Source organism: Flavipsychrobacter stenotrophus, assembly GCF_002954265.1.
Classification (GTDB): Bacteria; Bacteroidota; Bacteroidia; order Chitinophagales; family Chitinophagaceae; genus Flavipsychrobacter; species Flavipsychrobacter stenotrophus.
This window is the reverse complement of sequence record NZ_PPSL01000001.1, coordinates 1,027,794-1,046,491: the sequence shown is the minus strand read 5'-3', so window position 1 is coordinate 1,046,491 and position 18,698 is coordinate 1,027,794. Positions and strand designations below refer to the sequence as shown.

At 42.3% G+C, this 18,698-nt stretch carries 16 protein-coding genes; 6 read left to right on the top strand and 10 right to left on the bottom strand.

Annotated features, from left to right (window positions below; all coding sequences use genetic code 11):
* Positions 1–45: 45 nt before the first annotated feature.
* Positions 46–645, top strand: coding sequence for a 50S ribosomal protein L25 (locus tag CJD36_RS04690; RefSeq protein WP_105038065.1), 600 nt, complete (start codon positions 46–48; stop codon positions 643–645).
* An 84-nt stretch (positions 646–729) separates the two neighbouring features.
* On the opposite strand, the gene CJD36_RS04685 is transcribed toward CJD36_RS04690, so the two are convergent.
* The 6 genes from CJD36_RS04685 to CJD36_RS04660 form a co-directional block, all read right to left on the bottom strand.
* Complete coding sequence (locus CJD36_RS04685) at positions 730–1,698, bottom strand: hypothetical protein (RefSeq protein ID WP_105037928.1); 969 nt, start codon at positions 1,696–1,698, stop codon at positions 730–732.
* Between the two features lie 165 nt (positions 1,699–1,863).
* The gene (locus CJD36_RS04680) at positions 1,864–2,781 is read right to left on the bottom strand and encodes a hypothetical protein (protein ID WP_105037927.1); all 918 of its coding nucleotides are present in this window, start codon (positions 2,779–2,781) and stop codon (positions 1,864–1,866) included.
* A 101-nt stretch (positions 2,782–2,882) separates the two neighbouring features.
* On the bottom strand, positions 2,883–3,245 hold the full coding sequence (locus CJD36_RS04675; RefSeq protein ID WP_105037926.1) for a hypothetical protein: 363 nt from the start codon (positions 3,243–3,245) through the stop codon (positions 2,883–2,885).
* 53 nt (positions 3,246–3,298) lie between these two features.
* The gene (locus CJD36_RS04670) at positions 3,299–3,997 is read right to left on the bottom strand and encodes a VIT1/CCC1 transporter family protein (protein ID WP_105037925.1); all 699 of its coding nucleotides are present in this window, start codon (positions 3,995–3,997) and stop codon (positions 3,299–3,301) included.
* Between the two features lie 102 nt (positions 3,998–4,099).
* Entirely contained in the window at positions 4,100–5,632 is a 1,533-nt protein-coding gene (locus CJD36_RS04665) for a peptide MFS transporter (protein ID WP_105037924.1), read from the bottom strand.
* Between the two features lie 144 nt (positions 5,633–5,776).
* Entirely contained in the window at positions 5,777–7,366 is a 1,590-nt protein-coding gene (locus tag CJD36_RS04660) for a peptide MFS transporter (RefSeq protein WP_240609291.1), read from the bottom strand.
* A gap of 85 nt (positions 7,367–7,451) precedes the next feature.
* On the opposite strand from CJD36_RS04660, the gene purD reads away from it, so the two are divergent.
* Entirely contained in the window at positions 7,452–8,726 is a 1,275-nt protein-coding gene (gene purD / locus CJD36_RS04655; RefSeq protein WP_105037923.1) for a phosphoribosylamine--glycine ligase, read from the top strand.
* 69 nt (positions 8,727–8,795) lie between these two features.
* On the opposite strand, the gene CJD36_RS23940 is transcribed toward purD, so the two are convergent.
* Both CJD36_RS23940 and CJD36_RS04645 read right to left on the bottom strand, forming a co-directional pair.
* The gene (locus CJD36_RS23940; RefSeq protein ID WP_105037922.1) at positions 8,796–9,095 is read right to left on the bottom strand and encodes a type II toxin-antitoxin system RelE/ParE family toxin; all 300 of its coding nucleotides are present in this window, start codon (positions 9,093–9,095) and stop codon (positions 8,796–8,798) included.
* Positions 9,092–9,346, bottom strand: coding sequence for a hypothetical protein (locus CJD36_RS04645; protein WP_105037921.1), 255 nt, complete (start codon positions 9,344–9,346; stop codon positions 9,092–9,094). Before CJD36_RS04645 ends, CJD36_RS23940 begins: the two co-directional genes overlap by 4 nt.
* Before the next feature lie 139 nt (positions 9,347–9,485).
* Between CJD36_RS04645 and CJD36_RS04640 the strand changes: the two genes are divergently transcribed.
* Positions 9,486–12,152 (top strand): AsmA family protein, encoded by a 2,667-nt coding sequence (locus CJD36_RS04640; RefSeq protein WP_105037920.1) that lies wholly within the window; start codon positions 9,486–9,488, stop codon positions 12,150–12,152.
* 95 nt (positions 12,153–12,247) lie between these two features.
* Here CJD36_RS04640 and CJD36_RS04635 read toward each other — a convergent pair whose 3' ends face one another.
* Positions 12,248–13,417: an ATP-grasp domain-containing protein gene (locus CJD36_RS04635; RefSeq protein WP_105037919.1), complete on the bottom strand. Its 1,170-nt coding sequence runs from the start codon at positions 13,415–13,417 to the stop codon at positions 12,248–12,250.
* A gap of 262 nt (positions 13,418–13,679) precedes the next feature.
* On the opposite strand from CJD36_RS04635, the gene CJD36_RS04630 reads away from it, so the two are divergent.
* The 3 genes from CJD36_RS04630 (at position 13,680) to CJD36_RS04620 (ending at position 16,241) form a co-directional block, all read left to right on the top strand.
* Complete coding sequence (locus CJD36_RS04630; protein ID WP_105037918.1) at positions 13,680–14,087, top strand: response regulator transcription factor; 408 nt, start codon at positions 13,680–13,682, stop codon at positions 14,085–14,087.
* 8 nt (positions 14,088–14,095) lie between these two features.
* Entirely contained in the window at positions 14,096–15,295 is a 1,200-nt protein-coding gene (locus tag CJD36_RS04625; protein ID WP_205685550.1) for a sugar transferase, read from the top strand.
* Positions 15,296–15,410: 115 nt separating this feature from the next.
* The gene (locus tag CJD36_RS04620; RefSeq protein ID WP_105037917.1) at positions 15,411–16,241 is read left to right on the top strand and encodes a glycosyltransferase family 2 protein; all 831 of its coding nucleotides are present in this window, start codon (positions 15,411–15,413) and stop codon (positions 16,239–16,241) included.
* Between the two features lie 152 nt (positions 16,242–16,393).
* On the opposite strand, the gene CJD36_RS04615 is transcribed toward CJD36_RS04620, so the two are convergent.
* Positions 16,394–18,679 carry a T9SS type A sorting domain-containing protein gene (locus CJD36_RS04615; protein WP_105037916.1) on the bottom strand — a complete coding sequence of 762 codons (2,286 nt, stop codon included), beginning with the start codon at positions 18,677–18,679 and terminating at the stop codon, positions 16,394–16,396.
* Positions 18,680–18,698 lie beyond the last annotated feature (19 nt).

Genomic DNA, 18,698 nt, shown 5'->3' with positions numbered 1-18,698 from the left:
TTAGACAGGTATCCGACCGGCGGTGAAAGAAACAAAACACTAAAAATGAAGAGTGTAAAGATTGAAGGAACATTAAGAAGCGAATTGGGCAAGAAAGCTACACGCCAGATTCGTTCTGAAGAAAAAGTACCTGGCGTTATCTACGGCGGTAAAGAAACTATCCATTTCAGCGCGCCTGTTATGGCTTTCCGTACATTGGTATACACACCGGAATTCCAGATCGCTGAGATCAGCATTGAAGGAAAGACTTACCGTACTATCGTTAAGGACATCCAGTTCGACGTTGTTACAGACGCGTTGAACCACATGGACTTCCTGGAACTGGTAGAAGGTCAGAAGGTGATCGCTACATTACCTATTAAGTATGTTGGTCAGCCACAGGGTGTAAAAGATGGTGGACGTCTTGAAATGAAGTTGAAGTCATTGAACATCCGTACTTATCCTAAGTACCTGAAGGAAGCTATCGAAGTAAACATCGAGAACCTTCAGTTGCATGGTAACGTGCGTGTTGAAGAAGTAAAGGAAGAACACATGGAAATCCTTAACTCTCCACGTATCCCTATGGCATCTGTAGTTACAACCCGTGCTCTCCGCCAGGCTGAAACTGATGCTGCTGCTGCTGCTGCAAAGGGTGCTAAGAAATAGGTTTTTGATTATTCTAAAGCATATAAAAATGCCGTCTCATTTATTTGGGACGGCATTTTTTTGTGCTTCAATTGAGTGTTGTGGTTAAAGTGCGTCTATAAGTGTTTTGAAAGCTGATGGGGTAGTTGGCTGTAAGACTACATTGTAGGTGCTGCCGGTAACTGGTATGGCTGCGAGTATGCCACCGTAGAATCTTCCATCGACAATGGATGTAACTACAAAGTGTACAGGGATGTCGGGGACGTGATGTTCGTATATAATGCCATCTGATGACCATTTCATTCTCCATATACCGTTTAATCCGTCATACAGGCATCGTGCTTCAACAACATTATCAATATTGTTCCAGTCAGGAAGGGTAGATCCATCTGAAGTTGTAAGACTTAGCTGGAAGGTTTGATAATTAGGATTGGACATAAACTTATCAGCATTGCCATACTCAAGACTGTCGTTAAACATTTTAACAGTATCTCCATTATAAATTATACAGGTGAGAGGAGTAACCGGATATACAGGCCTCCATTTGACTTTTGCATTTAACTCAGTAGTAGCTACAGTATTAATTGTTCTTATTGAGTCGCCAGATACATGGAATACCGACATGCCTGGAATAACGGTACCTTTCTGTGGCAAATTCACAGCATAGGCAACACCATGCTGAAGAAATAATTCCTGCCCGTTCTGCGTTGCATGTACATATACTTCCCCGGCAGAAATCAACGACTCAGAGTCGGTAACAGGCAATAAATCAGAGAAGAACATGTCTGATTTTGTAAGGCATTCCCTCACTTCAATTTTTATAGTCCCGGCAACAGTTGCGCCTGACCTTGTTACAAAAGCATTAGCCGGAAACTCATATCGTGCGCCACTATTACCTCTGAAAGATCCGCCTGTTGCAGCGTCCATATCAACGGTCTTTGATGTTGGCGCAAAAGATGCAAAAGCATCGCTGATAGAGCTGTAGGTAGGATCTTTCCTGTCGTTTTTATAACACGAAGCAAATGCTATAAGAGTGCCGGCTACCGCCAAAGATGTTAGTACTTTTTTATTCATTGTAAAGAGTAATTATCAGTTATTTAATAGTGATCACATTGTAATATACGACTAATATTAAATTTGCTAAATGTTTATTTAAGTTATTTTGTAAGATGTTTTGATCCACAAAAAAAAAGGATACCTCCGTGGCATCCTTTGATAAGTAGGAGTAGTAGTAATAATTTACAACGCCTTCACCAATAGCTTAAAAGCTGCCGGAGTAGTTGGTTTCAACACTACATTGTAGGTCGAGTCGTTGGCTGGCGTTGCACCTTTGATGCCGCCGTAAAACCTGCCATTGATAAGACCAACAACCACAAAATGTACAGCTATATCAGGCACGTGCCCTTCGTTAAATTTTGTTGCGGTAGTCTGATGGTACATTGGCCAAACGCCATTATAATCGTCATATAAAGTATACCCTGACAAGTCACTCGAAACAACAGCACCATCGGATGTGGTTACAGTTACGTAAAAGGACTGATAGTTGGGGCTAGACAGGAAGCGATCTGCATTGCACATATCCATGCTGTCATTAGTGATAACGGTTGTGTCACCATTAAAGGAAATACCACCGCCTGATGCAGGGTCGTTCTGTGTCCATACCACATTGCCATTTGCATCTTTGTGACCTGTGAAAACATCCATTGCGGCTGTGTCGCCATTGTGAACCTGAGGCATGTTCGCCTGAAATGTAACGCCCGGAGCCATGGTCAGCGCCTGCCCGTTCTGTGTCGCATTTACAGATGTTTCACCGCCTGATATCAATGGTTGCGTTGTAGTTACCGGTAACACTCCCGAAAACATCATATCACTCTTATCAACAAATTCTTTTACTTCAATCTGCACATCACCGGTTACTACATCACCCACACTATTTCTGAATGCATTAGCGGGGAACACATAGCGGGTGCCACTGTTGCCTCTGAATGAGCCGCCTGTAGCCGCATTGATGGTTACGACCTTTGCTTTAGGAGCCTGGTCGGCGAACGCTTCTTTAATGGAAGAGTAGGTAGTTGTTGGTGCATTGTTGTAGTTCTTGTTGCACGCAAGAATGCCTGTTAAGGCTACCGCAAGGGCAGCTATCATTTTTTTTGACATCGCATAGAGTTTAGTTGGTTAAATTGTTTGGTAATCGTTAAATAACAATTAGCGTGCCAGAATTTAACTTTCTATTTTGCGATGGGAGTTAAAATATACTGCTAGTGGGTATTTTGGTCAGGGTGTACCAGTTTGGAATTAGGGTAGTGTTGCTGAGGATACAGATCCAGGTCAAGCTTTCTGCACAGGGGGATGGATGTTCTGATGTTGTAGTTGTTTTCAGGAACGATAGGCAGTGAGGGGACAAATGATTCGCGTCCATTGTCATAGAAAATGTAACCTCCTCTTTCGGTGTTGTAATAAGAATACTTGTTGTCTACTATACCTCTTGATGGATTAATAGTTACTGCTTTAACAGCCTTATGAGCAGGATTTTTATGTGCTTTGCCTTTTACTGCATGCTGTGCTGAAGAAGACAATGTCTGTAGTAGTAAGAGCGCGCTAACGACCAGTATCTTTTTCATGGCAGTGTGTTTGAATAATTATATAAAAACAATGCCGCCGAAGCACAAATAAATTACTTGTTGAACAGACCTGCGATAAGGAATGCTGCCGCCGCAGCAACGGAACCTATTATGGCTACCCGCACGGCACCCGCCCACGGATTTTGACCAGTAACTTTTGCCTTGAAGTAGCCGAATACCAGCAGGCAAAGGACGGTAATCACCGCCGAGTATTTCAACCCTTCTAACGGCGTATCTGTAAAGAAGTAAGGTGTAAGGGGGACGAGGCCGCCCACAATATATGAAACGCCAATATTGAAGGCGCTATTGCGTGCTCGCCGTACATCCGGCTTTTCAAGACCTAACTCGTAGCGCATCATAAAGTCTACCCACTTTGCTTTGTCCTTGCTCATCTCTTCTACAATAAGATGTTGAGTGGCCTCACTCATGCCCATATCTGCAAATATTTCTCGTACTTCTTCTTTCTCTTTTTCAGGCAGGTTATCTACTTCCCATACCTCGCGGGCATGTTCAGAGTTGTAGTGGTCTATCTCTGTTTTCCCTGCAAGGTAGCCGCCTAGTCCCATAGCAATAGATCCGGCTACTATCTCTGCAAAGCCTGCTGTAATGACCGTGTGCGTGCCAATACCGGCGCCGCTAAGACCTGCAGCCAGGGCAAAAGGTACCGTCAGTCCATCGCTCATGCCAATAACGATATCTGTGACCATCTCTGAGCTACGGAAGTGGTTTTCGGTATGTGGTATGTGCGGCATGACTAGTTATGTTTAGACAAAAGTAGTATTTAATAGAAAGCGGTTAAATGACTGGCATCATTTAACCGCTTTTTTAAGTTTTCACTTATTACTTTTAAGTTTTTAATGCACTTCATGCATCAGTTTCCTCACCAACGGCGAAATAGCAATAAGTACAATGCCTGCTATTAATGCGTAGAGCGCAAGATGTTTATAGCCCTCTGTGTAAGATGTTAGCTTTTCCATCAGCGGTGCCTTATCATTGGCTGTAGCCATACCAGCACCAAGTAGTCCCGCAGCGTACTGTCCATATGCACTGGCCAGGAACCACATACCCATCATTACACCATGCAAAGGCTTTGGTGATAAAGAGGTCATAATAGAAAGCCCTATTGGAGACAGGCACAATTCACCAATCGTAGTTACCAGGTAGGCGAGTGTAAAGATGTTCAACGATGTCTTGCCATCTGCATCTGCAAAGAAGCGGGTATAGTAAAATATGTAAAAGGAGGCACTTACAAACAGGAAGCCCAAACCAAATTTCACTACTGTATTAGGCTCTATCTTGCGCTTACTCAACCACAACCATAGCAGGCCAACTAGTGGGCTGAAAAGGATAACGAACACTGAGTTAGATGAGTTATTGACCTCGTTAGGGTCGAAAGTCATACCCAATATCTGGTGGTTAAGGTTGTAACGTGCAAACAGGCTCAGCGATCCTCCTGCCTGCTCAAAGAAGGCCCAGAAGAAGATGGAGAAGATTACGAATATCATAGCCGCCATTAATTTCTGGCGCTCTACTGTACCGTATTTGAACATCTCGTACACTATGTACAACAGGGTAAGTGGCCCTACAGTATACATAAAGTAGTCGGTGTACTGAGAGTTAGATACCAGGATCAGAATAAGAGGAATAGAAAGCAATGATCCTGCATACACCATGATGTCCTTTATGGTAACAGCGCCTATTTTTGTAATGCCATTAGCCTGTTGCTTTTCAGAAACCGGTGGCAATCCAATAGGGCTTAGTGTTCTCTTTGTAAACAAGAAGATGATCAGGCTTATAGTCATAACAATACCGGCAAGGGAGAAGGCTGCATTCCATGAATAGGTATTGGCTACGTGAATACAAGCCCAGCCACCTAGTACCGCACCTATGTTGATACCTGAATAGAACAATCCAAATCCGGCATCCTTTCGGGTATCGCCTGTTTTATATAAGCGCCCTACCATTGTGGAGATGTTGGGCTTAAAGAAGCCGGTACCTACAATTGTAAAACTGATACCCAGGTAGAATATGTTATGAGGAGCAACCTGCGGCATACACGCCAGGGTGAAGCTACCAATGATCATCAATATTCCACCCCAAAACACAGACTTCCGGAAGCCCAGAATTTTATCTGCAAACAGGCCGCCCACAAATGCCAGCGTATACACGAATGCCTGTGTAGCGCCATATTGTAGATTTGCATCCTTTTCACTCAGCAATAACTTCTCTACCATAAAAATGGTGAGCATACCGCGCATACCGTAAAACGCAAACCGCTCCCACATCTCAGACAGGAACAGATACCACAGTTGTTTAGGGTACTTGCCTTTAAAATTTTGTATCTCTTCTATGGTTTGGGCATCTGCTACTGATGGTACTACTTCCATGGGTTATTGGTTGTTTTATTTTGAGCTATGAAGGTCTAAAATAATCTTCACTTTTTTATCCCCATTTTCGTCCCCCGTTTTAAAATAAAACAGCAGGAACTTGAGGTTCCTGCTGTTTTGTATAACTGCAATAATAAACAGTACTTAAGAAATGCCATGCATCATCTTCTGCAGCTTGCGGCTCAATAGGAACAGCATTACTGCTGCTATACCTGAGAAACCTACGAACAACATGAAGTAGCTGTGCAGGTCGCTAATCTCAAAACCCAAAACATGCGGATGTACCGGGTTAGTTGGGTCAGGGTACAAAGACGCCATAGTGCCCGCAAGCTTATTGCCTGTAGCAATAGCCAGGAACCAGATACCCATCATCAATGATGTGAACCTTCCCGGAGTCAGTTTGTTAACCATAGAAAGTCCTATAGGGCTCAGGCAAAGTTCACCGATAGTATGGAGGAAGTAAAGACCAGTCAGGAAGAGAATGCTTGCGCCATCAGCAGGTATCACCTTACAGCCAAAAGCGATAAACAGGAAGCCCGCAGCAAGAAATGCAAGACCCAGCGACTGCTTGAAAGGTGCAGCAGGGCTAACTCCTTTTTTAGCAAGATATACCCATACTGCGCTTATTATTGGCGCAAGTATCAATATGAAGCCAGCGTTAAAACTCTGGAAATAAGCAGCCGGCATCAACATGCCAAATACATGCCTGTTGGTTTGCTCATCTGCAAAATAGGTAAGAGATGCACCTGCTTGTTCAAAGCACATCCAGAAGAAGATAACAAATATCATGATCAGGATGATTACCCAAAGTCTGTCTCTTTCAATCTTAGAAAGTGTTTTGTCGGTAATGATAACGATAGGTCCGATCAAGGTCATGCCATAAATAAGGGATCCCCAAACGTCTATTCCTGCTCCGAAGTAGAGCGCAGAGAACGCTACAATGATACCACCTATTAATATAGTAAGCTGCTGGCTGCTGAATGCTGGAGCACTCTTTGCAGGCGCACCACTTGCATCAGGAGGAGCAACATCATTCAGTTTGTTAGCACCAACACCTAACTGACGACCTTCAGGCGATACCAGGTATTTGTTCTTTGTAATGTAGAATATAACAAGACTTACTATCATACCCAAACCAGCACATAGGAAACCCCACTTAAAATCAGTGAAAGTACCGCAGATAAGCGGAGCTATAAGCGCACCCGCATTGATACCCATATAAAAGATTGTATATGCTGAGTCTTTACGCACATCACCTTCCTTATATAACTGGCCAACCATTGTTGAAATGTTTGGTTTGAAGAATCCGTTACCGAAAATTAGTGCTGTAAGACCGGTCCACATCAGTGTGATAGACAATCCCTTGTCTGCACCTGCTGCAAATGTTGCGGACATGAACATCATAAACTGTCCAAGAGCCATCAATGTTCCACCTACAAAAATCGATTTACGGTTACCCCAGTACCTGTCTGCCATGTAACCACCAATGAGTGGAGTAAGGTATACAAGACCCGTGTAGCTACCATAAATGTTTGCAGCCAGTGCTTTGTCAAGCAACAACATTTTGGTCATGTACAGGATAAATATGGCACGCATACCATAATAACTGAATCGTTCCCAGAATTCGGTCACAAACAATACATATAATCCTTTGGGGTGGCCTTTACCGGATGAAGCGTTATCGCCCGGTACGTCCAGCATTGAACCTGATTCCTGATTAGGTAGATTACTCATTTCTATAATTAAGTTTTAACTGAACTGCCAAAATAAAGAAAAATATTCACCGAAGTCCTGCAATTTTTAGTTTTTTTGCAGTGGAATGAAAAATATACTCCTGTTAGGGGGAGGTGGACGAGAGTGCACCCTTGCCTGGAAGATAAGACAGAGCCCTTTGTGCGGCGATTTTTACATTGCTCCGGGTAATGCCGGAACATCTGAATACGGCACTAATCTTCCTGTTGGTGTTACGGATTTTGAGGCTATTAAGAAGATCTGTACTGAAAAGAGTATTGATATAGTAATGGTAGGTCCTGAAGATCCTTTGGTTGCTGGGATCTATGATTTTTTCAAAAATGATGATTCATTAAAGCATATTGTTGTTGTAGGGCCAAGTAAAGATGGTGCACAACTTGAGGGTAGTAAGGCATTCTCCAAAAAGTTTATGGAGCGCCACAATATTCCTACTGCCGCATATCGTGAGTTTACGAAAGATAGTTTTGAAGAGGGTGTTGCTTATATAAGGCAGGCACAGCCTCCAATAGTTTTGAAGGCCGATGGACTGGCAGCAGGTAAGGGAGTAGTTATCACATCTGATATTGAAGAGGCGGTAGACGCGTTCAAGGCCATGGTTATGGATGCTCAGTTTGGCAAGAGTAGTGAAAAGGTGGTTATTGAGCAGTTTTTAGATGGTATAGAGTTGTCGGTATTTGCGCTTTGCGATGGCGATAATTATGTGCTACTGCCTGAAGCAAAGGATTATAAACGAATAGGAGAAGGTGACACAGGATTGAACACAGGCGGTATGGGAGCTATTTCACCCGTGCCGTTTGCCGATAAGACTTTCATGGATAAGGTGATTGCCCGTGTGGTTGAGCCAACCGTGAGAGGATTGAAAGCTGAAAATATTGTATATAAAGGCTTTGTTTTCTTTGGCTTAATAAAGGTAGGTGGTGAACCCTATGTTATAGAATATAATTGTCGCATGGGTGATCCTGAAACTGAGGTAGTGATACCAAGGTTGAAGAATGACATCATAGACTTGTTCCTGAAAATGGCTGAAGGCAAGCTAAGTGAAGTGACCATTGAACACGACAGTAGAGCTGCCGGTGCGGTTATGATGGTAGCCGGTGGTTACCCCGGTGATTATGCTAAAGGCAAAGTAATGACCGGCTTTGATAAAGTACAGGGAAGCATGTTTTTTCATGCAGGTACTACTACCAAAGATGGTGACGTGGTAACCAATGGCGGTAGGGTGTTGGCTATTACCTCCTATGGTTCGGATATTAAAGCCGCATTGGCGAAGTCATATGAGAACGCTGCCTTGTTACAATACGAGGATAAGTATTACAGGAAGGATATTGGGTGGGAGTTTTAAAAACTCAAAATTTAAAACTAAAAAGTAAAAAGTGGTTTATGGCAAGCGGGTTATTCTGTTTGCCATTTTTTATACTGGGTATTTTCCTATGGGATTTCTCTTGTTGTGAAATATAGAAGTGATAATGACCAAATGATTCTTTTCATCGATCTTGTATACTACCGTGAATGGAAAAACTCTAAGATTTGCTTCTCTGAATTTTTTCACTGTATTTCGATATAAGGTTGGATGCAGACATATTTCTCTTATCTTTTCATTCAACTCAAAATCAAAATTTCTGCCTGCTAAAATGCTCTTATCAATATACCAAAGCACGGCTTCCCGGTATTGAGTGGCAGCTCGTGGGGAGATAGTGAAATTATAAGTCATTTCAGTTTAGCCTTAGCAAAGATTTCTCCGATTGATTCTCGTAGTTCTTCAGGTGATACCATTTTACCCCCATTCAAATAATAATTATACTCATTTTCCATTTCAGCTACAAAACTCTCATCCTTCCATTTATCATATTCTTTACTTCCTTCTTCCGAAAAGCCATCAACAAAAGCAAGCACTTCCTGCTTCTGCTCATCATTAAGCTTGTTAATTGCCGCGAATAATTCTTTATCTATTCCCAGTGACATATACTTTAATTTATAAGCGAATTTACAGATTTCTGTCCTAACAAAACACTAACTTTTAACATCACGCCTTAGCTTTTTCCTCATTTTAAGGAATTATCTTTACTGGATATTTCACACACTTACTATTCAATCGTTTCTCATGAAGGTTATTAAGAAAATTCTGATAGGTCTCGGCATTTTTATCGGGTTGTTTCTGTTGGCAGCTATCCTGATCCCCATAATGTTCAAGGGTAAGATCCTGAATCTGGTGAAGACGCAGATGAATGAAAAACTGGTAGCCACAACCGATTTTAAAGATGTGAATATCTCTTTGTTCCATCATTTTCCGCATTTGTCAGTAGGTATAGAGGAAATAAGCATCGTGGGTAAAGAATCGTTTAAGAACGATACGTTGATATCGGCAAAAAGTATCGATGTGTCGCTGGACCTAATGAAGGCTATTGGCGGCACTTACGATGTATTGAATGTAGGACTGATATCTCCGCGTATACATGCCATAGTACATGACGATGGGGCGGCTAACTGGAACATCACCAAGCCGGATACTGCAGTTAAGACAAGTGAACCATCAGCTCCTTTTGCATTTAAGTTGCGTAAGTATGGCATTGAAAACGCTTATATAGAATATCGCGATGAGCAGGCAAAAATGAGTGCTGTATTAGATAACTTCACCCACGAAGGTTCTGGAGATTTCACCAGCGATGCATTTACGCTATCAACCAAAACTACTGCCGACGCCATTACGTTTGTTTATGGCGGTATTCCTTACCTGAGCAAAGTAAAGACTATACTGGATATGGACTTGCAGGTAGATAACAAAACCGGCAAGTATAGCTTTAATACCGAGAAGATACAGTTGAATGGTTTGAAGCTCTCTACCAAAGGATTTGTGCAGATGCCGGATACTACCAATATTGTGATGGATGTGCAGTTCAGCACACCATCAAATGATTTTAAGGATATTCTTTCGCTAGTTCCCGGTATCTATCAAAACAATTTTAAAGACATAAAGACAACAGGTAAGGCTACATTGAATGGTTATGTAAAGGGTACTTATAATGCTAAGCAGATGCCTGCTTATGCAATGAATCTGTTAATAGAAAACGGTTCATTCCAATATCCCGATCTGCCTCAGAAGGTGTCAGACATACAGGTAAAGATGGCTGTGAATAACCCTGATGGCATTACAGACCATACTGTGGTAAATATTGAGCGTGGTCATATTCAGTTTGGTGCCGATCCTTTTGATTTCAAATTGTTATTGAAGACACCTATCACCAACCAGTGGATAGATGCGACTATGAAGGGTAAATTAGACCTTGGCCAGATGCAGAAATTTGTGAAGCTGGAAGCCGGTACAAAATTGTCGGGTCTTGTTTCAGCCGACGCTAATGTAAGGGGTGCTATTGCGGCGGCTCAGAAAGGAAAGTACGATGAGTTGTACGCAGCAGGTACTATCTTCCTGAGCAATATCGCATATGCTTCTAAAGACTATCCCGATGGTGTTAACTTAAATAGTCTCTTGCTTACATTCAATCCTAAGAATGTAACCATGAGTGGATTGAAAGGCCAGTACATGCAGATCAACTTTACGGGCGATGGTATCATAGATAATCTGCTTGGCTACTACCTGCATAACGAACCGCTTGTAGCAGCTATGCATTTTACTGCAGATAAGATCGATGTAAATAGGTTTATGGGTGCTACATCGGCAAAACCTGCTACTCCTGCAGCACCAACTCCGGTGTTCCTTGTGCCGGATAACCTGGACGTTACGGTGAAGGTGGAAGTGGGATCAATAAAATATGATAAGATAGTATTGACTGATGTTAAAGGGGGGCTACAGGTGCGCAACCAGGTGGTGGCATTGCAGAATGTATCGGGTAAAGGCATGGATGGTTTGATAACCATGAATGGGTTTTATGGCACAAAAGCAGATAAAAAGAATCCCGACATCCAGTTTGACTACAGCCTTGAGAATATAGACGTGCAGAAGATCTACACATCTGTAGATATGGTAGAAAAGATGATGCCGGCTGCCAAGTATGTGTCGGGCAAGATGAATTCTCATCTGTCTATGACTGGTAAAATGGGCGCAGATATGTCTCCCGACATGAAGTCATTGACCGGCAAAGGCGACATATTTATGCTGAGCGGTATGCTGAGTGGTTTCCCTGTTACAGATCAGCTGGGTACTAAGTTGAATATGCCACAGCTTAAATCTATGTCTTTAAAAGATATGAAGCTGTTCTATACGTTTGCCAATGGTAGAGTAGTGGTAGAGCCTTATAAGTTTAAGGTAGCGGGTATGGATGCCGAAGTGGCTGGTAGTCATGGCTTCGATCAAACCATTCGGTATGGTGTGAATATGGCGGTGCCGACCTCAATGATGGGGTCACAGGGTACTGCTATGGTCAGCAATCTGGTGAGCCAGGCGGCCAGCAAAGGGGTGAATATAAAGGTGACCGACAAGGTAAATCTTACAGTGAACATAACAGGAACCGTAAAGGCGCCAAAGATCGAAACCAACCTGAAGAATGTAGCCGGTAGTGCTGTTGATGAAGTAAAGAAGCAACTACAAGAAGCTGCACAGAAAAAGATTGACAGCGTAAAACACGTAGTAAAAGACACCGTAAAGGCTATAAAGACACAGGTGATCAACGCTGCTAAAGATGAGTTGAAGAATCAGTTTTTGGGTAATAAGGGCGATACGTCAAAAAAGACCAATACAGGTGATGCTGTAAAGAATGCTGCAGACAAAGCCAAAGATGGTCTGAAAGATCTGTTTGGCAGGAAGAAGAAGTAATAATGAAGACAACTGAAAGCATTACACCGGATCTGAAACCTATATGGGTACTTCAGATCCGGTGTTGCTTTATAGACCAGTTGCGGTCAGGGCTATCAATCTCCCCTCACCGAGCCTGTTACCTTCTTTATTTTATGGGTAAACAACTCCATAAAAGAGTCGTAAAGATATTTATTACAAGCTTTTTTTAGCTTACGGTCATAGTTGGGTATATACCGCCAGTTATTGTTGACGTTAAACATCCACTTCAGCAAGCCAACAATGTTTTTGTTCATTATACACCTGTAAACGTCTTTTTTATACAGGCTTATTGTAATAGCTTTCTTTTTGAACTCGTCGGGTTGTTTAATTAGTGTAAGATCATTTTTGATTATTTTTCTTACTGCCTCTGAGAAATCGTTACCTATAAATTTACCATAGTACATCCATGTGTTTGGGCGCACATCTATTTCTATGAGGAAGTGTTCTTTTTTAACCTCATCATACATAAATACCACGTTCCCAAAACCGTTCAGTCCCAGCGATCGGCCGGCTTTAATAAGTTCCGCTTCAACTTCCGTATTATTGTAAAAAAGGCGCTGGGTTGAAACCCCGAATTCCTTCATTATCACAGTGGTCTTAGAGTAATTATACACGATCAGTTCTCCATTTTTGTAGAGCACCTCGGTATTAACATCATAACCTTTTATCATCTGCTGAATGACCAGGTTTTTCTTATTTTCTATTTGTTCCAGATGAGTAGTTACATCCTGTTCGTTTTCGCATTTGAATATACCATATCCTCCGGCGCTGCTATCTACCTTCATCAGTGCCGGGAATCCCACTTTTTTCCCTATTTCGCTTGCAGACATACCTTCTTCATAAACAAGATAGGCCGGGGTTTTTATGTTATATTTCGCACACAAGTTAGAGAAGCCGGCTTTCGATCCCAGTAACTCCCTGTTCTCTATCTTTGTAAGCGGCAGCATTTTATAAAACAGCTGTTCATCGGTGATTCGCGCATTAAGCAATTCCAGCACCGCGTCTTCGCCTGGTATTACCCAGTCATATTGTTTGTTGCCCGTGGTAACCAGTGTTAAAAGGTCATCAACAAATTCTGTTTCGTTTTCAGGTGCCTTTATCCAATTGTCATAAAAGCTGTTTTGTATGGCCCAGGAATCCGTAGCACAAAAAACATCAACTTCGCATCCACCCCTTTTTAGCAGGGCGGGTATTTCCATTAATGAATCCCAGTTTTTGTAGGAGATAAGTAAAGCTCGGTGCATTGTTTTCTATAGGTGATTTAGGTGAAACATCGGCAAGTTAGTGCCGTTTACTGTATTAACTGTCACTATTATGTATTATTTTTTTAGTGAAAATTCAATTAATTTCTATTTAAAATTAATTCATGTATTGCTGTTTGAACATTAGCATTTGCAGGGCTAAAAATTATTTTTTAGTTATTAGTCTATTGCATTGTTAAATTAAATGACAATGGTGTACATTGTGTAATATTTCAGTTTATTCCCCAAAATATAATTCCAGATAATGAATGCTGTCGACCCGGTTTTGCCTAAGGTTTTGGTAGTTGAGGATGACCCCACGATACAGTTGATCGTGAGAAGGTCTTTAGAAAAGAGATTCAGCGTTTCTGCATATACCAACGGCATTGATGCACTTTCCTTTTTGCAGGAAGGTAATTTACCAGACATTATAATTGCAGATCTTAATACACCAGAAATGGGCGGGTTGGAGCTGATAGAACAGTTGAAAGCCAGTGGTTATTTCAGTGCTATTCCGGTGCTGGTGTTATCTGGTGAGGAGAGCACCGAAAGCAGGATAAAATGTCTTGATTCAGGCGCTGATGACTATGTGGTTAAGCCATTCAATCCTCGTGAGCTGGAAGCGCGTATCAACGCGATCTTGAGAAGAACAGGGAAAATATTGTTAAACTAAAAGTGACTGTGAATAACAATATGCCAGTGAATGAAAACGGTATTATAGCGTTACTTAATGTTGATGAAGCCAACTACGAATTGATCGCTAAATGCGACTTCGGAGGGGCCAAATTGCTTGTGCTGAAGAATGGTATTGAACTCAGCCAGAGATGGGAGCGGGAGCACCTAAATCTTATAGCCATAATATCTCAGAGCGAAGTTATTGCACCGTCCGGTGTATATCTGCTCGAAACGTTGCAAAAGATCGCTAATTTCCCCGATATTCCTTTTTTTCTCTTAGCCAATAAGGTAACTGATAATACTAATAGAGTATGCCTTAAAACCGGTGTGGCTGATGTCTTTCGCTTACCACTACGACCTAACAGGCTGCAGATCAGAGCTAATTTCCTTATTCAGAACTGGAGGAAAATACGGGAAAGAAGTACAATAGAAAAGGTAGGTGAGTATAAAACGCCGCTGATAAAGCGCATATTTGATATTGTTTTTTCAGGCACAGTTTTACTTTGCCTTTCTCCTTTTCTGCTTATTCTTATCATTATCATGAAGCTGGAGTCTAAAGGGCCTATCTTCTATTATTCTTTGAGGGTTGGTACCGGTTATAAGGTGTTCAAGTTCTACAAGATCAGGTCTATGTATGTAAATGCAGACAAGAGATTGAAGGAGTTGAAACACCTCAACCAATACTCCGGCACAGAAGGGGAGACCAAGGCCGAGATAGATGTGAATATGCTTTGCGATCATTGTGTAAAAAATGGCACCAGTTGCCAGCGTTTGTTGTATGCCGATGACGTATCGTGGTGCGAGAAGAACTACATAAAGACCAGGAAGGCTATGAGTGAAAATGCATTCATTAAGCTGAAGAACGATCCGCGTGTAACCAAGGTTGGTAAGGTATTGCGTAACACAAGTATAGACGAATTGCCGCAGTTGTGGAATGTATTTATTGGAGACATGAGCATTGTAGGTAACAGACCACTGCCACTGTATGAAGCAGAAAAACTGACTACTGACAAATACGCTATGCGCTTTATGGCACCGGCCGGTATTACAGGTCTTTGGCAGGTAGAGAAGCGTGGCAAGGGTGAAATGTCATCTGAAGAACGTATGATGCTGGATAATTCCTATGCCGAAACGCATAGCTTTACCAACGACATCAAACTTATACTGAAGACTATCCCCGCCTTGTTCCAGAAAGAAAACGTATAGTATTAGCTTTTCTTTTTGTGTAATACAAACGGGTTTTGTTAGCTCCCTTGTTATTATCCTTTTATCTTACTTAAGCGAATACTTTTAAGTTCTTACTTTTTACTTTTTACTTAACATGAGGCCTGCTTCATTACCGACATATGTTGCCCGCATTCTGCAATACACTAATGCCGAGAAGTCGACATTGGCTACAGCTGCATACAGATCTCTGTTGAAGGGCAAGCCGCTTGTGTCTGTAGTAATACCGGCATACAATGAGGAACTGAATGTCTTGAACTCTATTCTCTCCATCAGTCAGAACATAACTGATTACTCGGTAGAGATAATAGTTGTCAACAACAATTCTACCGATAGCACTCAGCAGGTGGCCTCAGCTACGGGTGTTACTTGTATTCTCGAAACAAAGAAGGGTGTTACCAATGCCCGTACCACGGGACTTATGGCTGCGCAGGGTAAGTACATCATCAATGCCGATGCGGATTCAATATATCCTGTCGGCTGGATCAATGAGATGATTACACCGCTAGAAAATGATTCTAACGTGGCGTTATCGTATAGTCGCTTCGCTTTTATTCCGGGTGAAAGTACCTCTCGTTTTAGTTTCTTCCTATATGAAAATATGGCTGATTGCATGCGCTTTGTTCACCGCAATTTTAAAGAAGAGGCGGTGAATGTTTACGGTTGCAGCTCTGCCTTCAAAAAAGAACAATGTCTGCAGGTTGATGCTTATGACCATCCGCCCGGAACAGGTGAAGATGGTTGGCTTGCGTTGAAATTACGCAATAAAGGCTTTGGTAAGTTGCATTATGTGCCCACCATGAAAGCTTTGGTATGGACGGTGGACCGCCATATACAGGAAGATGGTGGCTTATGGAAAGCACTGTTCATGCGCGTAAAGGGTGCCATCTTCGGCCACGACCCTGAAAAATATCATGTAAAAGGATAGTTACTAATTTGGCAATTCGATAATGATAAAATATGTTGTATAGCGAGGTCTAATTGTTGACTGAATGTTTAGTTTGTCAACTAATGTTCTCCACAAATTCTATTGTTTTTGGCTTTAGAGTTTCGATATTAATTCATTACCGAATTGTCAAATTAATGAATTACCGTCATCTTACTATAATAACTCCTGGCGCCGCTATTCACTACACAAACATAAATGCCGGCAGGGAATGCAGCTACATTTACAGAGGCATGTTGCGCATTGGTGGGTAGGTTATCAGTATACACTATCTGGCCTGCCATATTGATAACCGACACCTGTACACTAGGCTGCATAATGCCGCTCCAGTTGATGTTTACATATCCTGAAACAGGATTAGGGAATACATGTATAATACCATTTTCGGGCACGTTTACTACCTCAGTATGGTCTTGTACTTTCCGCTTGTAAAAGTTCAGTCCGCCATATATTGTACCGGTGATCATTTCATAGTCGCCATCGCCATCTACATCACCTGCGGTTACCGAGCTACGTAGGTTGCCATATACTCCCAATGGGCTGCTGGGGTGGTTATACAGAAGATAAGTTGAATCGATAAATGAGTATTGCGACTCTAGTAAGGGGTAGGTGAGGGTGGTATCTCCGCTCGCTATACTGTCGAATCTATAGATATTACCTGAGTTGCTACCCAGTAGCAGATAATCTCTTCCACTACTGTCTATGCGGCCAATGAACGGTGTGCTGAAGCATCCGAACAGTTGGTTGGGGTCAGCCTTTATGTGCCCAAGCTTTGTATTGATTAGCTTGAGTTTTATTGTGCCAGGTGTGGTAGTTATGTTCTGATAATACTGAACTGTACCATATAGGTTGCCTATCACCAGGTCTTTTTTGCCGTCTTTGTCAATATCGTAAATAAAGGGAGTAGCACGACCGCCCACATTTATAACACCGCCGGTATCATCGGTAAGTGTTGTGACCATTGGTTGCCAGTTGGGTTGTATAGTGTCTGTGGCAGCCATATTCTTATAATAGGTTAGCGTGCCGTTTGTATGGCCAAGTATCATATCTGCTTTACCATCGTTATCTATATCTCCGAATGCAGGTGCAGCACCCTGAAAGTTAAATGTATCGATCTTGAGGAAATCAAGTGACTCCAGAGTAAATGAAGGACTACCCGCAATACTCGTATTGCGGTAGTAGGATATCCTGCTCCTCATCAACCCTGTCGATTGCATGTACCCTTCAGACCCCACGAAAAGATCGGGCTTGCCGTCTTTGTTGTAATCAAACAGCATAGGGTAGGCGGCAGTGCCAGCTTCGATCATCTTGTCTATCAGGAATGTGTCTGATTTAAATTGCCAGTCAGGGACACCCGCTGTCGACATGTTTTTATAAAACCATACGCACTTGTAGTTTTCTGATGTATTGCCGCCATTTGGTGCTATCAGCAGGTCTTTTTTGCCGTCCTGGTCTATGTCTACGTTAAAAGCTGCGGGCCATGTGGATAGAGATATCCTTTTGCCGCCCGTCTGCCACATAGTATCCTGAGAGATCATAGTGTCTACGGGATAGCCGGTTTCAAGTTTGCCGTTTTTGAGGAAGGTCATCTCGTTAAATGACACACTGCCGTCCAGATAATCGTAATCGCCATCCATATCCCAGTCGAACAAGCATGGGGTATTGCCAGAGTGTGTTTGTTTTCCAGCAGTATCTACCGGTTGTTTTAGGCCTGAATTGTTGCAAGACATACCCAGATAGTGCCCTCTGTAAAAGCCTTGATACACCTTTCCCCAGCATTTGTCTTTCAGAGCAGCCTTTATTGTATCGCAGGGCAGGCCCTCTTCAACACGCATATTCTTATATAGATTCATATACCCGCCGTTTATGTCGTAAGATATAAAGTCGAGATCGCCGTCATTATCTACGTCCAGTATTGCCGGTATATCCTGCGGATTGTTGAATGCGTTGACTGCGCCACTGCTGGCCACATTGGTATAGTATATGTCTTTATAGAAGGCAAAACACAACATGTTTGCCGAATTGTAATACCCTCTGTAAACCGAGAATCCTGTGCCTCCTTCGTGAAACAGATCGGGTATATTGTCGCAATTGTAGTCTGCAAGCACCAGGTAATTATATACAGGCGGGAATTTTAAAGCATACTCTGGTGCATAGGTATATATGGGACTACCCGCAACTCCTGAATTCGTAAATGTTTTAACCCCCTTACCCGGTTCGTATACTACAAGGTCTTGCTTACCATCGTTATTCAGATCTCCCATGGTAAACTGTGGGTTATTTAAGCCACCGCACCAAGCGAGCGTCAACTCTCTGGTGCCTGAAAATACTTTAACACTGTTGTCGGGGTAGTACATCCTTGTTTGTGCTATAGAATAGTAGCTTATCAATAGGGTGCAGATAGATAGTATGTACTTCATGTATTGTTATATAGACTAT

Excerpts from the sequence above, each read along its gene's own strand:
- CJD36_RS04635 (WP_105037919.1), bottom strand. The coding sequence starts at position 13,417 with ATGCACCGAGCTTTACTTATCTCCTACAAAAACTGGGATTCATTAATG.
- CJD36_RS04690 (WP_105038065.1), top strand. The coding sequence starts at position 46 with ATGAAGAGTGTAAAGATTGAAGGAACATTAAGAAGCGAATTGGGCAAG.
- CJD36_RS04640 (WP_105037920.1), top strand. The coding sequence starts at position 9,486 with ATGAAGGTTATTAAGAAAATTCTGATAGGTCTCGGCATTTTTATCGGG.
- CJD36_RS04665 (WP_105037924.1), bottom strand. The coding sequence starts at position 5,632 with ATGGAAGTAGTACCATCAGTAGCAGATGCCCAAACCATAGAAGAGATA.
- CJD36_RS23940 (WP_105037922.1), bottom strand. The coding sequence starts at position 9,095 with ATGACTTATAATTTCACTATCTCCCCACGAGCTGCCACTCAATACCGG.
- CJD36_RS04670 (WP_105037925.1), bottom strand. The coding sequence starts at position 3,997 with ATGCCGCACATACCACATACCGAAAACCACTTCCGTAGCTCAGAGATG.
- CJD36_RS04630 (WP_105037918.1), top strand. The coding sequence starts at position 13,680 with ATGAATGCTGTCGACCCGGTTTTGCCTAAGGTTTTGGTAGTTGAGGAT.
- CJD36_RS04660 (WP_240609291.1), bottom strand. The coding sequence starts at position 7,366 with ATGAGTAATCTACCTAATCAGGAATCAGGTTCAATGCTGGACGTACCG.
- CJD36_RS04645 (WP_105037921.1), bottom strand. The coding sequence starts at position 9,346 with ATGTCACTGGGAATAGATAAAGAATTATTCGCGGCAATTAACAAGCTT.
- purD (WP_105037923.1), top strand. The coding sequence starts at position 7,452 with ATGAAAAATATACTCCTGTTAGGGGGAGGTGGACGAGAGTGCACCCTT.
- CJD36_RS04675 (WP_105037926.1), bottom strand. The coding sequence starts at position 3,245 with ATGAAAAAGATACTGGTCGTTAGCGCGCTCTTACTACTACAGACATTG.
- CJD36_RS04680 (WP_105037927.1), bottom strand. The coding sequence starts at position 2,781 with ATGTCAAAAAAAATGATAGCTGCCCTTGCGGTAGCCTTAACAGGCATT.
- CJD36_RS04685 (WP_105037928.1), bottom strand. The coding sequence starts at position 1,698 with ATGAATAAAAAAGTACTAACATCTTTGGCGGTAGCCGGCACTCTTATA.
- CJD36_RS04620 (WP_105037917.1), top strand. The coding sequence starts at position 15,411 with ATGAGGCCTGCTTCATTACCGACATATGTTGCCCGCATTCTGCAATAC.
- CJD36_RS04615 (WP_105037916.1), bottom strand. The coding sequence starts at position 18,679 with ATGAAGTACATACTATCTATCTGCACCCTATTGATAAGCTACTATTCT.